Genomic DNA, 15,283 nt, shown 5'->3' with positions numbered 1-15,283 from the left:
GGAATGTTTCAGCCCCGCATCCGACCTATTGCGCCGCATGCATCATTGCCTGACCACCGCTGCGAATATGCGCCAACAACTCCTCCCGCCGTTTTGCCGCGCGCTGTTCATTCGCTTGCTTTACCGGCCCGAACCCTCTGATCTGCAAAGGCAGTTCGGCAAGCTCGGCAATCGCGTCGCGGGTTGCATCATTCAGCATGGGCAAAACCTCTGACATGTCACGCTCATACTGGCGGATCAAAGCACGCTCCATCTTGCGCTCGGCGGTGTATCCGAACGGGTCGAACGGCGTGTGCCGCAGCCATTTGAACCAAGCCAGAATCGGCAAAGCGCGCCCCAGCCATGGGCCAAATGCACGTTTGGCGGGGCGACCATCGGGCCCGGTTTTCGACATAATCGGAGGTGCCAGATGATACGACAATTTCAGATCGCCTTCAAAAGCCTGTTCAGCCTGCGCGCGACTGTCTTTCAGCAATCGCGCGACTTCGTATTCATCTTTGTAACTCAATAACTTGTGATACCCACTTAATGCGGAATTATGCACCTTGGCGTCAGAAATGCCGTTCAGGAATTTACGATAACGCGCTGCCAGCCTGCCGCCCTGATATGCGGTCAGATGCGCCGCGCGAAACGCGATCTTGTCTTCTGCACTTTGCGGCAGGGAAATCACGTTTTCGCGCATGATTTCATGCGCTTGTGTGGGATTCAGGGCAACCCAGCGACCGAGTTCAAACGCTTTCCTGTTGCCCCCAACAGCCGTGCCATTCAATTCAATTGCACGTTCGATGGCCGCAAAGGTCAGAGGAATCTGGCCCAACTGCCACGACGCACCAAACAGCACCATGTTTGAATAAATCGCATCGCCCAGTATTTTCTGGGATAACTTCGTACTATCAATGAGTTCAACGCCATTCTTAAAGCATGACGTTAACTTCAGAGATAGCTGATCACCGGGAATACGAAATTCGGTGTCGCGGGTGAATTCACCGGTGATGATCTCATGATTGTTCACCACCGCGCGGCTGACCCCGGTCCGCATCAAACTCAATGTGTTTGCCCCTGCCGATACCACCAGATCGCCACCGATCAACGTGTCGCATTCCCCCGTGGCCACACGTATTGCACTGATGTCGCTGGGCAAATTTGCCACACGGCAATGAATGTGAACCGCGCCACCCTTTTGCGCCAGCCCCGCCATTTCCATCATTGCGGCACCTTTACCGTCGAGATGGGCCGCCATCGCGATCAGCGCACCAATGGTGACCACGCCGGTGCCACCTACGCCGGTGATCACGATATTATGGGTGCCGCCGATCGACGGCAGATCCGGATCGGGCAATTTTCCGATATCGACTGCAACCGATGACTGTTTGCGCGGCACCCCACCCGTTACTGTCAAGAACGACGGACAGAACCCTGATATACAAGAAAAATCCTTGTTACAGCTTGATTGGTCAATGGCCCGTTTTCGGCCCAGCTCTGTCTCGATGGGCACCAATGACACACAATTGCTTTGCACCCCACAATCGCCACATCCTTCGCACACATCGGTATTGATAAGCACCCGGCGGTCAGGATCGGGGTAGTGCCCGCGCTTGCGGCGGCGGCGTTTTTCAGCGGCGCAGGTTTGCACATAAATCAACACGCTGACACCCGGCGTTTCTGCCAGCCGCGCCTGAACCGTGTTCAGATCGCCGCGTTGCGCAATATCAACGCCTTTGGGAAAGGCCGACAGATCAATCTGTTCGTTCGGGTCATGCACGACGGCCACGGTTTTCACCCCCATGGCCAGCATTTCACGGGCGATCTGATCGGCGCTCAGCCCGCCATCGTTGCCTTGGCCGCCCGTCATCGCAACCGCATCGTTATACAGGATTTTATAGGTAACGTTCGTGCCTGCCATCAGGGCAAATCTGATCGCCTGAACCCCAGAGTGGTTATAGGTGCCATCGCCGATATTCTGAAACACATGGGCGCGGGTGGAAAACGGCGCCTCGCCCACCCAATTCGCGCCCTCGCCGCCCATATGGGTGAAACCGCTGGTTTCGCGGTCCATCCATTGGGCCATGAAATGGCACCCGATCCCGGCATAGGCGCGGCTGCCTTGCGGCAGTTTGGTGCTGGAGTTGTGGGGACACCCCGAACAAAAATACGGAACCCGCGTGGCGATGTCAGGCGCATTGTCAGCGCGCCGCGCCTCGGCCAGCTTTGCCATTGCCCCCTCAAGGGCGTCGGTGCGCCGCCCCTCTTCGATCAGGATCTGACCCAGCTTTTCGGCAATCATCACCGGATCAAGGGCAAACCGCACCGGAAACAGCTCATCCGCCGAAAGCCCGCCCTTGCGCCATCCCCAAACCCGGCATCCCTGCCGGTCATCAAACAGCGCCTCTTTGATCTGCCCTTCCAGCAGCTTGCGCTTTTCCTCGATCACAATGATCAGATCAAGGCCCGCGGCCCATTCACCAAACCCGTCGGTGTCCAGTGGAAAGGTCTGCCCCACCTTATAGGTGGTGAGGCCCAACCGTTCGCACGCCGCGTCATCCAGCCCCAAAAGCGCCAGCGCATGAACCAGATCCAACCAATTCTTGCCCGCCGCCACAAATCCGATTTTGGCGCCCGGGCGGCCATGCACGCGCCGATCAATGCGGTTTGCCCGCGCAAATGCCTCTGCCGCAAAGCGTTTGTGGTCGATCAACCGCGCCTCTTGCGCAATCCAATGATCGCCCAGACGGATGTTCAATCCGCCCTCGGGCATCGCAAAATCGGGCGTGGCAAACGCCATCCGATCCGCGCGGCCATCGACAACGCTGGTTACCTCAACCGTGTCCTTCATCAGCTTCAGCCCCGCCCAAAGCCCCGAAAACCGCGACAAGGCAAAACCGTAAAGGCCGAAATCCAGAATTTCCTGCACCCCGGCGGGGGATAACACCGGCATCCCGGCATCGACGGCAGAAAAATCGCTTTGATGGCAAACAGTCGAACTTTCGCCGGTGTGATCATCACCCAAAGCCATGAGAACACCGCCATGGGGTGACGTTCCGGCCATATTGGCGTGGCGCATCACATCGCCCGACCGGTCCACGCCCGGCCCCTTGCCATACCACAGGCCAAACACCCCATCAAACCGCCCCTCGCCACGCAATTCCGCCTGTTGCGTCCCCCACAGTGCGGTTGCGGCCAGATCTTCGTTCAACCCCGGTTGGAACCGAATATCGTTGCCGTTCAAATCCTTGGCGACTTGGGTCATCGCCATATCGACCGCGCCCAAGGGCGATCCGCGATAGCCGGTCACATATCCGGCGGTGTTCAGCCCCGCCGCCCGATCCCGTGCTTTTTGCATCAGCATCAACCGCACCAGGGCCTGGGTGCCAGTGATCAGAACCTGATCCTTTTTCAGATCGTACCGATCATGGAGTGTTACGTCCTGTCGCATTCTCGCCCCCTTTGGCCCGCCATCGTGTCTATTCCAGTATAGGTCAAAAAACCTGACCTACAAAAGCATAATACCGCACCATGGCGTTTGCTATTCGCCCCCTGTCGCGGGTAACACATGGCATAACGTTAGCGCGATCATTCAAGGAGCGGGCGTATCATGGACTGGGATAAGCTAAGAATCTTTCATTCGGTCGCCGACGCGGGCAGCTTGACCCATGCGGGCGATACTCTGCATCTGTCGCAATCGGCGGTATCACGCCAAATTCGCGCGCTTGAAACACAGCTTAACACAACCCTGTTTCACCGCCATGCGCGCGGCCTGATTCTGACCGAACAGGGCGAATTGCTGCACGACGCAACCAGAGCCATGGCGCGCCGCATCGATACCGCCGCAGCCCGGATCAGGGACAGCGAAGAAGAAGTGTTCGGCGAATTGCGCGTCACCACAACCACGGGGTTTGGCTCACTCTGGCTCGCGCCGCGCCTGTCGGCCCTGTATGATAAATACCCAGACCTGAAAATCGATCTGATCCTTGATGAAAAGGTGTTGGATCTTCCCATGCGCGAGGCCGACCTTGCCATTCGCATGAAAGAGCCAAGTCAGGCCGATTTGATTCGCAAACGGTTGTTCACCGTGCGGATGCGGCTTTATGCCTCGCCGGTCTATCTTGCCAAAAACGGCACACCGGAACGTCTGGCCGATCTCAGCACCCACAGACTGATCTGCCAGAATGCAACATCCGCCCAGGTCAGCGCCGGCGCCGCCATGGTGCAAGAGTTGATGAGTTATGACATCCCGTCGTTGCTCAACGTGAACAACTACTTTGGCGTGCTTCAGGCGGTATTGGCCGATCTGGGGGTCGGGGTTTTGCCCGACTACCTGATCGAGGATTTTCCCGAAATGGTGCGGGTGCTGCCCGAATTCGAAAGCGATGAGGTGCCCGTTTACCTCGCCTATCCCGAAGAATTGCGCCAATCCAAACGCATTCACGCCTTTCGCGATTTCGTAACAGACGAACTGATCGCGCGCCGCCAACGACTGAGGGAATCGGCGGAACAGCAATCAGAATGATCAGTCATGCGTATTATGCATAGCTGCGTTGCAGCATTCCGGCCCGATAGTTCTTGAAACGCCCAATACTTAGGCCTAGTTGATCAATCAGACGGCAGCAGCGACGCCTATCGCGGCCTCTGCCTTCTAACCTCCCTGTTGGACTTCCGGCCGAGCCTTAGTGCTCGGCCTTTTTTTTGCGCGCCGTCTATGAACGGCAGGAAAACCGACAGGGTGTCACATTTGTCAGGCAATCTGCCCGTGGGCCTTTCCCCGCCCCCGCCCACGGTCTAAAAGACCGCAACGTTTGGGGGATACGCCATGCAAGAACCACACATCACTGACGAACTGATCGCGGCTCACGGGCTGAACGGCGATGAATATCAGCGCATTCTCGATATCATCGGGCGCACCCCCTCATTTACCGAACTGGGCATCTTTTCGGCCATGTGGAACGAACACTGTTCCTATAAATCGTCCAAGAAATGGTTGCGCACCCTGCCCACCACCGGGCCACAGGTGATTTGCGGGCCGGGCGAAAACGCCGGTGTGGTCGATATCGGCGATGGCCAGGCCGTAGTGTTTAAAATGGAAAGCCACAATCACCCCTCATATATCGAACCCTATCAGGGGGCGGCGACCGGCGTGGGCGGCATTTTACGCGATGTGTTCACCATGGGCGCGCGGCCCGTGGCGGCGATGAATTCACTGTCCTTTGGCAGCCCGGATCATCCGAAGACAAAATCACTGGTGCATGGCGTGGTGGCCGGTGTTGGCGGTTACGGCAACTGTTTCGGCGTGCCAACCGTGGGCGGCGAAGTGCGGTTTGATCCGGCCTATAATGGCAACTGTCTGGTCAATGCCTTTGCCGCCGGGCTGGCAGATGCCGACAAGATTTTCTATTCCGCCGCCAGCGGGGTTGGCATGCCGGTTGTATATCTGGGCGCAAAAACCGGGCGCGATGGTGTGGGCGGCGCCACCATGGCATCTGCCGAATTTGACGACACGATCGAGGAAAAGCGCCCCACAGTGCAGGTTGGTGACCCGTTCACCGAAAAGCGCCTGATGGAGGCCACGTTGGAATTGATGGCCACCGGCGCGGTGATTTCGATTCAGGATATGGGCGCCGCCGGCCTCACCTGTTCTGCCGTTGAAATGGGCGACAAGGGCGATTTGGGCGTGCGTCTGGATCTGGAAAAGGTGCCGGTGCGCGAAACCAACATGACCGCCTATGAAATGATGCTGTCAGAATCCCAGGAACGGATGCTGATGGTTCTGCGCCCCGAGCTTGAGGCACAGGCGAAGGCGGTGTTCGATAAATGGGATCTGGATTTTGCCATCGTCGGTGAAACCATCGCCGAAGACCGGTTTATCGTACAATTGAACGGTGAAACCATGGCCGATCTGCCGCTCAAGGCGCTGTCGGGCAACGCGCCTGAATATGACCGCCCCTGGGTCGCAACCCCGCCCGCCGACCCGTTTACCGAAACGCTTGATATCGACCCGATGGAAGGGCTGCGCGCGCTGATCACATCGCCCAACTATGGCGCGAAACAATGGGTGTACGAACAATACGACACCCAGGTGATGGCCGACACCGTGCGCACGCCCGGTCTGGGCGCGGGTGTGATCCGGGTCCATGGCACCGATAAATTGCTGGCCTTCACGTCTGATGTGACGCCCCGGTACGTCATGGCCAACCCCGAACTGGGCGGGATGCAGGCGGTGGCCGAGGCCTATCGCAATCTGATCGCGGTGGGGGCAACCCCCCTGGCCACAACCGACAACCTGAATTTCGGCAACCCGGAAAAGCCCGAGATCATGGGCCAACTTGTCGGAGCGATCAAAGGCATCGGCGCGGCCTGTGTCGCGCTGGATATGCCGATCGTGTCGGGTAACGTATCCCTGTATAACGAAACCGATGGCACCGGCATTCTGCCCACCCCGACCATCGGCGCGGTCGGTCTGATCGCCCATGGCGATCACATCATCGCGGGCCAGCCAAATGAGGGCGATTATGCGCTGTTGATTGGTGAAACCACCGGGCATTTGGGCCAATCGGCGATTTTGGCAGAAATGCTGGGCCGGGTTGAAGGCGACGCGCCGCTGGTTGATTTTGAGGCTGAAAAGGCAAATGCCGCCTTCCTGCAGGACAATCGCGCCTGGATCAACGCCGCCACCGATCTGGCAGACGGGGGGCTGGCGCTGGCCGCGTTTGAAATGGCCGAAAGCGCGGGCCTTGGCCTTACCTTGGATGATGCCGACCCCGCCATGCTGTTCGGTGAGGATCAGGCGCGGTATCTGGTCGCCTGTACCTTTGATGCGGCCGAGGCGCTGATGCATCACGCCCACAAGGCAGGCGTGCCTGTTGCCATGGTGGGCCGGTTTGGCGGTGACACGGTGACGCTGGGCGCCACCTCAACCCCCATCGCCACCCTGTCGCAACTTTATCGCACCACATTCGAGGCCACGCTGGGCTGACCCCTTTTCTACATGGCGCACTGCAGCGGTGCGCCATCTGACGGCCCAAAACCATTCTCAACACCCGCAATTGCGCAGCGTACTGCCGCCTGTGCGATTGAATTTGGTTGCATTCGGTTCTCAGGTCTGGCATACGACTTTTGCGAACGTTCTTTCTCTTTCGGCCACTGTCCTCTGCATGCAAGGCGCTGTCTTCGATTTAGCACTGACCACGCCAGGCCACCGCACACTGCGGGTGGCGCATACTAGGAGTAGACACGATGGCCAATGGCACCGTGAAATGGTTCAATTCAACCAAAGGTTTTGGGTTCATCGAGCCCGAAGGCGGCAGCAAGGACGTGTTTGTACACATCTCAGCCGTTGAGCGCTCAGGCCTGACCGGCTTGGCCGACAACCAGAAAGTCACCTTCGACATCGAAGCTGGCCGTGACGGACGCGAAAGCGCAGTCAACTTGGCTCTGGCCTAAAGAATTCGGAAAAACCGCCCTTTCGGGGGCGGTTTTTTCTTGCCGCATCGGCCGTGAAATTCCCAAGATTGCGACTTGAATGAACCCTGCTTTGGCGGGGTTTTGCCTGTTGACGCGAAGTCATCAAAAATACTTTACTGTAAATGACAAAGATGGCACACACTATATTTGCGACGTCACCTATATCGACCCTTGCCTGCTTTCCATACGGCTACAGCGCATTCGATCCAGCACTGACTTAGCCAAGCTGTTGCATTTCGCGAACAGCAAGAAAGCGTGAGGAGACCACGGAATGGCCACTGGCACCGTGAAATGGTTCAACACTACAAAGGGTTACGGATTTATCGCGCCCGATACAGGCGGTAAGGATATCTTTGTTCACATCTCGGCAGTTGAACGGTCAGGTCTGACCGGACTGCGGGACGACCAAAAAGTGACCTTCGACATCGAATCAGGTCGTGACGGACGCGAAAGCGCCGTGAATCTGGCCTTGGCATAATCGCCATCGCAAACGAAAGGCGCGCAGATTTCTGTGCGCCTTTTAGCTGATGCGCCCCAGAATTTCGGCCACCAAACGCTCCATTTCGTCTGTCGCGGCGCTTTTTGCGTGCTCTTGCACCCCCCGCCCCAGACCCAGTGTTTCGGCATAGACAACCCGGTTGCCCAATGTTGTTTCGGCCAACGGCACATCCATGCCACGCACCGCCGCCGTAACGTCATGCCCGACGCGGGTGCCCGCCTTGAACCGGTTTAAAACCACCAGCGCGTCGCGCTTTTCACGGCTGACCAGATCCAGAACCGATTCCACCGCCCAAACATCAACCTGGCTAGAGGCGACAGGCACAAGCACCAGATCACTGATCTTCAGCGCCGGGCGCAGATCGGCATCCACCTTTGGCGGCGTATCGAGAATGACGAAATCACAGGATTTCTTCAGCTTTTCACACTCATACCCAACACCCCAGGCGCTGGCGGTGGAAAACTCCATGTCGTCCAAGCCATCGGCGCGGCGCGTCATGAACCACCGCCCCAATGACCCCTGCGGATCCGTGTCAAGAAGAGCCACCCGATGCCCCGCCCGCGTCATCCCCACAGCCAGATTGGCGGCGATGGTTGTTTTGCCTGCCCCGCCCTTTTGCTGGGCAACGGTGATCACTTTCCCAGCCATGGCGGAGCCTCCTGTTTGATTTTCTGCACCGCAGCATAAAGCAAAACCCCCTTATTCACAAGGGGCAATGCCAATCACTAGTTGACAACCTGGCTTACAACAAACACCGGCAGGGTCGCCATAACCGCCCCCAGAATCAGCGCGAGGATCACAAAGAGTCCATCCCGCACCAAAAGACCAACACTCAGCAATACCACCATCAGCCCGATCAGTGACGACGAAAACGGGATCAGCTCCAGAAACGGAATGGTCAAACCCGCCAAAACACACAAGCTATAGCTGAACAGGCTGACCGGTGGTGTGACCAGCACATGCAGTCTGGGCCGTGACGTTCTGTCAAGCCAGTCTGCCACCCAACACAATGCATGTGACGCGCGGTTCAGGGATGCGCCCTGGATCGTGCGCTCCATGATAAACCCCGGCAACCATAACCGGTCACGCCGGGCAATCCTCTGCATCGCGACCACCACAATCCAGATGCCGCAAAAGCTTGAAAACAAGGGAATACCACTCAGCGGTGACACCAGCATCAGCGCCGGGATCAACATCATCGGCAAGAACGAGGTGCGCCCGAAAGATTCGGTAATATCGCCGATGGTGACGCTGTCTTGATGGCTCATCGCCTCTAACCGCTCAACAATCAGGCGCACGGGTTTTTCAATCGGCGTTGCCGACAGATCCGGTGTCAGGGGCGGGCGATCCGCCTCCTGCAAGGTGTCTTCTGGATTGTCCACTTTGACCCCTTGTTGCCTTGAATGGTTTGCGTATGGAATTGAAACTGGGGGTAAATGGCAAATTTTCAATTGGCAAGCACATGATAAATCTGGGGCCTCGCTGTTACGCTCGACCACATCCGCCCAATTGCAAAAAATCAGCCTTTGGTGTGGGTGATCTGTGTCGGCGATATGGTGGTACAACCGGTCAGGGTGATGCGCGACATTCCCAAGGTCAGTACAATATCGCGCCCCGTAACGTTCGGTTCAACATGCGCGGGCCAGTTGATCAATTCAATGCGATCCCGCGCGCCAAAGTCGCTGATTCGCACCACGCCACCATAAACGATGCGATAGGTCGTGGCCCCAGGCCCCCCGGTCAGATCGTTTTCGCCGCTGCCCACGTGAATGGTATCATCGCCACCATGCGAACTGACAATATTGCGGCCCGGCCCCGTGTGAATTTGCGATGATCCGTCGCCATCGGTAATCTTATCGTTACCGTGCCCGCCAAAAATCGTGTTTTTGCCACCGCCGCCGACGATCGTATCGTCACCGGTGCCGCCATCCAGAATGTCCTTTCCCTGCCCGCCTTGCAGGTAATCATTGCCCGACCCGCCATAAAAATGATGCACCGATTTGCCCCGCCCCGAGCGCGCGATCAACCGGTCATTGCCCGCGCCACCGTGAAACGTGGCCCCATCGTATTTCGGCCCGATCAACACATCGTCGCCATCCGATCCGACCATTTCGATCGTGACCCGTTCAGATGTTTCAAACGTGACCGGGCTGGCCGGATGGGCGACGATGCGGATGGTTTTCTGCTGTGTCGTGTCCTCTTCGCGCCGGGCCTGAACCGTGGCAATGCGCACCGCTTCGACATGGGGCGGCAGGGTCAGAACATAATCATCCGGCCCGCCCATGTACCACAGGGTGTCATGGCCGCCGTCGGATTTTTCATCAATCTTTTCAGCGTTATTGCCATAGGCCCAATAATGATTATCGCCCACACCGCCCTGCATCACCACCGTGCCATCCACCGCCATCATCGCCGACACCCCCGCCGCAGGGTCGGCCAATCCGCGCAGATCCAACCCCAGATCCAGCGCGCCACGGATCAACTCATCACGCAATTGCGCCAATGGCGCGCGCGCGGCCAGATTTTCGGTTTCGCCGGGGTCATTGACCACATCGTAAACGTGTTCTTCGCCGTTGGGGTATCGGAAATACCGCAGATGTTGCAGGCCCGGAATACTGGGGCGCACCGATAATGTGCCAAACACACAGGTGATCGGTGATTTCGTGGTGTCAAACGTGCCAAAACTGTCATCAAGCAGCGGCAAAAGGCTTTGCCCCGAAACCCAATGACTGCGCGTCGGCAAACCGGCCAAATCCATGATCGTTTTCGGCAGATTATGCAGCGATACAGGCAGGTCAATCACCCGCCCGGCCAGCCCATTTTCCACCATTCGCGGCGACCAGATGCCAAGGGGCACATGGGCGGCACTGTCCCACTGGCTCATCTTATGGAAACTGTCGTGGGTTCCCAAATTGAATCCGTTGTCAGACAGCAAAACTACCGTGGTATTTTGCCCAATCTCCGACTCCGCAAGCGCATCCATAAAGCGCCCCAAATGGTGATCCATGTGCGAACAGGCCGCGAAATAGCCGCGCACCACCTGTTTCCACCCCTCAGGCCCGGCCTTTTCCGGGGTGAATTGCCCGGTGACGATATAGGCGTTTTCATACACCGCCATGCCGGGGGCTGGCCCGGTAAAATCCGCCTCGGCGGCGATTTTCGGCCAATGAATGGCATCCACATCATAGCGTTGATAAAATCGATCTGGGCACACCAGATCATAATGGGGGTGTTTGAACCCCAGTTGCATCAAATGCCGCTGGGTCGGAGCAAGCGTTTTCAGGTGGTCAATGGCATTTTGCGCCACCCAGTAATCATACAACTTGTTATCCTGGCTGCCGTCGTCAACAGGCGCATTGATGCTGCGCACGCCGGGGCCTTTTTCCAAATACACACGATGGCCCGAGCGTTTGCCATAGGCCTGCGCCTTTACGTCATGGTGAAACAATACCCGGCGGTATTCTTCGGGCATCGGGTTATAGTTTCCATCGGTTTTCCCGGTGGTAAAGGTGTGAAACCCCGCGCGGCGCAAATCGTATTGCCACGCCTCGGTCGGGGGCAACTCATCGCGCCACAACCGGTTCAGATCAACCAATCCGGTGCGAAACGGCGATAACCCGGTGGTCAGCTCGGCGCGGCACGGCGCACATAACGGGATCGTGGCATAGGCGTTGGAAAACCGCACCCCCTGCCCCATCAACCGATCAAGATTCGGTGTTTGGATCGGCACACCATAGGCGTTGCGCCAAGTATAAACATCGATCAGATCGTCGATCCAGATTACCACGATATTGTCATTCGCAACACTGGCGCGCTCAAATCCCATGAAATACCTCGGCTGCATAGGCGCGCAACCGCGCCCGGATCACCGCCGCGTCGGGGGCGCAAATATCACGGTCAGGAAACAAGATCACATCGCCAAGGCGCAGATCGCCCAAGGTGTTCAACAACCCCTGCCGCCCGCGCCGACAGGCAAAAAACACATCGGCCGGCCCGGCGCGAAAGCTGCCCGGAAACTGCGCCTGCACCGCCGGTGCCTCGCCCACGATCAGCGACAGCACGTCGTCGGTGAGTGTCGCAAACGCCACCTGCATCGCACCGCCCGGCACCAAGGGGGCCGAAACCGTGCGTTCGCCCGCGCGGTCGGTCAAATGCACGACCCCGCCGCGTTCCACCAACACCACCGCGCGGTCGCCCTTTTTCGCATCGACACACCACAGGGTTTCGCCCGCGCCGCCGGGCGCGTCAAACACGCAGGCCACGCTGATCGTTTCACATTTCACCCGCTCGCTTAGGACAAAACCACAATTGGTGCGCGGTGTTGTGGCCAACACATCGGCACCGCGATATTGGATCAGGCGCGCGTTGCCGACATTCGCATCGGTCGGGCGGGCATGATTGCCACCGGTGCGGGCGGGCAACCCGGTGATTGTGTCGCCCTGCATCTCGGCCAGGGTCCTGTCAAAACTGAACCAATGTGCCCCCAACTCAGCGATCAGCGTGGTTAACGGGATCGCCCCATCGTCAAGCAACGCGCCAGCGGGAAGATGGCCGGGAACGCTCAGCATTGCCCAACCGTCAGTATCGCAGGCAAGGCCCACCGCCCGGTGTCATCGCGCAGCGCCCCGGCCCGCCCGGCGGCATAAGACAAGGTTGATGGCGCACCCGCCCCGTGATGCAGAATAAGCGCGCGATCATCCCCCGGATCACGGGCGATTTCAGTAATCTCAACCCCGCCCAAGGAAAATCCGTGATCCGCGCCTGTGCCGAATGCGCCATGATCCAACACCAGCGGGGTCAGCGCATCGGTGGTCACGCGTATTTGGCCCGGCGCCATGGTTTCAGCCAGTAAAACGCGCGGGCAGTGCCATGGTTCGCGTTGCAGGGTTGCGTTGATCGCCGCCGCCTCGGCCGCCGCCATCTGCGCCATCGCCTGCGCAGTGGGGCGGAAATTATCGTCAAACTCAAAGGCATATCCGGGGGCGGCGAAGACAAGTTTATGCGCGCCCGGAAACACCGACAGATGCCAATGCTCGTGCACCCGCGCACCGGTTTCATCGCTGCGCATCACAAACACCGGTTCGTGCATGCCATCTGCGCCCAGCTTTGCCGCGATCCGGTCCATCACTGTGCGCATACCAGCGATGTAGGTGTCGTGATCGCTGCACACATCCTCGGCCCCGAAATCCAATGCCACGGCAAGAATGCGCGCGCTTGTGCCCAGTCTGGCAGCGGCAGAAATGGTGTTGGCAATCGCCTGTTCCAGATTTGCCATTGCAATGCCATCGGCCAAATCCGCGGCCGACCCGGCGCAGTCGGTTTCGCACAGCGCCATGATCAACGGCAAGGCGCGCCCTTCGCGCTGCCGGTTCGCCAGCAGGGCATCGGCCAGCAACGTGTCCAACGTGACCTCGCGCGCCTGTTCCAACCCATCGGTTGCCACTGCGGCCTCGGTTCCGGCCACACCGACAGGGCCGATATCATCGGCCGGGCACACCACATGGGCCGGAAATGCCGCCCGCCCCGGTACGGCCCAGGCCCGCCGTGCGCCACCGATTGACAGCACCGCCATCAACGGCCCTGCCGCCTCGGCCACGATATGGCCTCCACTGACGGGTCGGCGAAACCGTCGCGGGTGCGGATAGGTCGGCAGCTTTGCATCAAAGTGATACCAATCGCCATGCCGCGCCACATTCCAGGCATCGATATCGCCAAGAACCTCGGGCGCTATCCATTCGGCGCTGGCCCCCGGCGCATTCAGCGGCCCCAAACGCGCGCGCAGATCATCCACCACCTTATCCGACAGGCGCAGGATCAGACCGGTGGAATCGTAGGCAATGACAGTGCCGTTATCGACCCGCAGCAAAACGCCACTGTCCCCGCGCAACACCGTATCTTGATGATCTGTCATAGTCATGTGTTGCGCAGGCGCGTGGTGAATTCAACAGTTTTCCGGCGGCAACGGCCCTGCCGTGTCGGCCGCACAATCAACGCGACCTTGCAGATGTCAGGTTGTCGGTGAATATGTAATATGGACGGGAACCAAAGTTGCACAGGGGCATCCAACACCGTGAAATTTCGTATCTCCTCATTTTCCGCCTTCGTGTTCAAACTGCACCGTCTCAGCCGCCGATTGTGGGTGCGTGCCAGCCTGGTGGCCGGTCTGGGCCTGATCGCGCCGTTCATATTGGGGGTTTTGTCACCCTTGGTGCCTGATAAGGTGGCCGAGGCGATCAGCGTTGAAGACGTTGAAAGCATTGTGGAAATTCTGGCGTCCAGCATGCTTGCCGTGACCATCTTTTCGCTGTCGGTCATGCTGTCGGCACGCCAATCCGCGTCGTCACAGGTGACCCCGCGCTCGCATCAGATCTTGCTTGAGGATACGACATCACAGACCGTTCAGGCGACGTTCCTTGGCGCGTTCGTGTTTTCGCTGTTTGGCATGATCACACTGACCACCGGATATACCAGCAGCCATGGCGCGGTGGTGATGTTGGGCATGACGTTGTTGGTGATCGCACTGGTGGTTCTGGCGATCCTGCGCTGGATCGATCACCTGACCAGTCTGGGCAGCGTTCTGGAAACCACCCGCCGGGTTGAGGACGCCGCACAGCAGGCGATCAGAACCCGTCTTGAATGGCCCTGTCTGGGTGCCCGCCCGTTGGTTGAGGGCGAAACCGAATTGCCCCCCGGCATGATCGCGGTGCAAGCCCGCAAAACCGGATACGTACAGCACATTGATCTTACGGCCATATCCGAACAGGCCGAGGAAGACGGGTTTGATGCCTATCTCGCCGTGCAACCCGGCAGTTTCGTGTCGCAAGACGATGTTCTGATGTATCACACGGCGCGGTGCAGCAACGATGCGATCAGCGACAGTTTTACCTTGGGTGATGCGCGCCTGTTTGATCAGGATCCCAGATTTGGGGTGATTGTGCTCAGCGAAATCGCCCAGCGGGCATTGTCATCGGGTTTGAACGACCCCGGCACGGCGATTGACGTAATCACCCGCCTGCACCGGCAATTGGCAGACTATAAATATCCCGATACTGACGATGCCATTGAATACCCGCGCGTCTGGATGGCCCCGATCACCGCTGACTCGTTGATGCACGACGGGTTTGAACCCATCGCCCGCGACGGAGCCGCCATGATCGAGGTTCAGGTGCGTCTGCAAAAGGCCCTGAAACGTCTGGCCAACAGCGCCGATCCAAGCATGGCCAAAGCAGCCCGCGCCGCCGCCAAACGGGCGATGGAGCGGGCCGAGAATGCGCTGACCCTGCCCAACGATCTGGAGCGGCTGCGCGGGGTGTATGGCCCGCGCTAACC

Annotated in this window: 11 protein-coding genes; 5 read left to right on the top strand and 6 right to left on the bottom strand. The window is 58.6% G+C overall.

Annotation, left to right across the window (positions count from 1 at the left end; translation table 11 throughout):
- Positions 1-25: 25 nt before the first annotated feature.
- On the bottom strand, positions 26-3,433 hold the full coding sequence (locus C8265_RS12120; RefSeq protein WP_108484276.1) for an indolepyruvate ferredoxin oxidoreductase family protein: 3,408 nt from the start codon (positions 3,431-3,433) through the stop codon (positions 26-28).
- Between the two features lie 159 nt (positions 3,434-3,592).
- On the opposite strand from C8265_RS12120, the gene C8265_RS12115 reads away from it, so the two are divergent.
- The 4 genes from C8265_RS12115 (at position 3,593) to C8265_RS12095 (ending at position 7,933) form a co-directional block, all read left to right on the top strand.
- Positions 3,593-4,507 carry a LysR family transcriptional regulator gene (locus tag C8265_RS12115; protein ID WP_108484275.1) on the top strand — a complete coding sequence of 305 codons (915 nt, stop codon included), beginning with the start codon at positions 3,593-3,595 and terminating at the stop codon, positions 4,505-4,507.
- 300 nt (positions 4,508-4,807) lie between these two features.
- Complete coding sequence (purL, locus tag C8265_RS12110) at positions 4,808-6,967, top strand: phosphoribosylformylglycinamidine synthase subunit PurL (protein WP_108484274.1); 2,160 nt, start codon at positions 4,808-4,810, stop codon at positions 6,965-6,967.
- A gap of 260 nt (positions 6,968-7,227) precedes the next feature.
- On the top strand, positions 7,228-7,434 hold the full coding sequence (locus C8265_RS12105; protein WP_108484273.1) for a cold-shock protein: 207 nt from the start codon (positions 7,228-7,230) through the stop codon (positions 7,432-7,434).
- A gap of 292 nt (positions 7,435-7,726) precedes the next feature.
- Positions 7,727-7,933 carry a cold-shock protein gene (locus C8265_RS12095; RefSeq protein WP_108484271.1) on the top strand — a complete coding sequence of 69 codons (207 nt, stop codon included), beginning with the start codon at positions 7,727-7,729 and terminating at the stop codon, positions 7,931-7,933.
- Positions 7,934-7,975: 42 nt separating this feature from the next.
- On the opposite strand, the gene parA is transcribed toward C8265_RS12095, so the two are convergent.
- From parA to C8265_RS12070, 5 genes are all read right to left on the bottom strand, one after another.
- On the bottom strand, positions 7,976-8,602 hold the full coding sequence (parA, locus tag C8265_RS12090; protein ID WP_108484270.1) for a ParA family partition ATPase: 627 nt from the start codon (positions 8,600-8,602) through the stop codon (positions 7,976-7,978).
- A 77-nt stretch (positions 8,603-8,679) separates the two neighbouring features.
- Positions 8,680-9,336 carry an exopolysaccharide biosynthesis protein gene (locus C8265_RS12085; protein ID WP_240611065.1) on the bottom strand — a complete coding sequence of 219 codons (657 nt, stop codon included), beginning with the start codon at positions 9,334-9,336 and terminating at the stop codon, positions 8,680-8,682.
- A gap of 137 nt (positions 9,337-9,473) precedes the next feature.
- A complete protein-coding gene (locus C8265_RS12080) occupies positions 9,474-11,780 on the bottom strand; it encodes a sulfatase-like hydrolase/transferase (RefSeq protein WP_108484269.1) in 2,307 nt (768 codons plus the stop codon).
- A complete protein-coding gene (locus C8265_RS12075) occupies positions 11,770-12,522 on the bottom strand; it encodes a hypothetical protein (RefSeq protein ID WP_108484268.1) in 753 nt (250 codons plus the stop codon). Before C8265_RS12075 ends, C8265_RS12080 begins: the two co-directional genes overlap by 11 nt.
- Positions 12,516-13,865 (bottom strand): hypothetical protein, encoded by a 1,350-nt coding sequence (locus tag C8265_RS12070; protein WP_126623172.1) that lies wholly within the window; start codon positions 13,863-13,865, stop codon positions 12,516-12,518. Before C8265_RS12070 ends, C8265_RS12075 begins: the two co-directional genes overlap by 7 nt.
- A 159-nt stretch (positions 13,866-14,024) precedes the next feature.
- Here C8265_RS12070 and C8265_RS12065 point away from each other — a divergent pair, with 159 nt between their 5' ends.
- Complete coding sequence (locus tag C8265_RS12065; protein WP_164512322.1) at positions 14,025-15,281, top strand: DUF2254 domain-containing protein; 1,257 nt, start codon at positions 14,025-14,027, stop codon at positions 15,279-15,281.
- Positions 15,282-15,283: the final 2 nt, after the last annotated feature.

The sequence above is a fragment of the Oceaniglobus ichthyenteri genome (assembly GCF_003057885.1).
Taxonomy (GTDB): Bacteria; Pseudomonadota; Alphaproteobacteria; order Rhodobacterales; family Rhodobacteraceae; genus Oceaniglobus; species Oceaniglobus ichthyenteri.
Note: the sequence above shows the minus strand (reverse complement) of the source record. Positions and strands in the feature narration are given on the sequence as shown.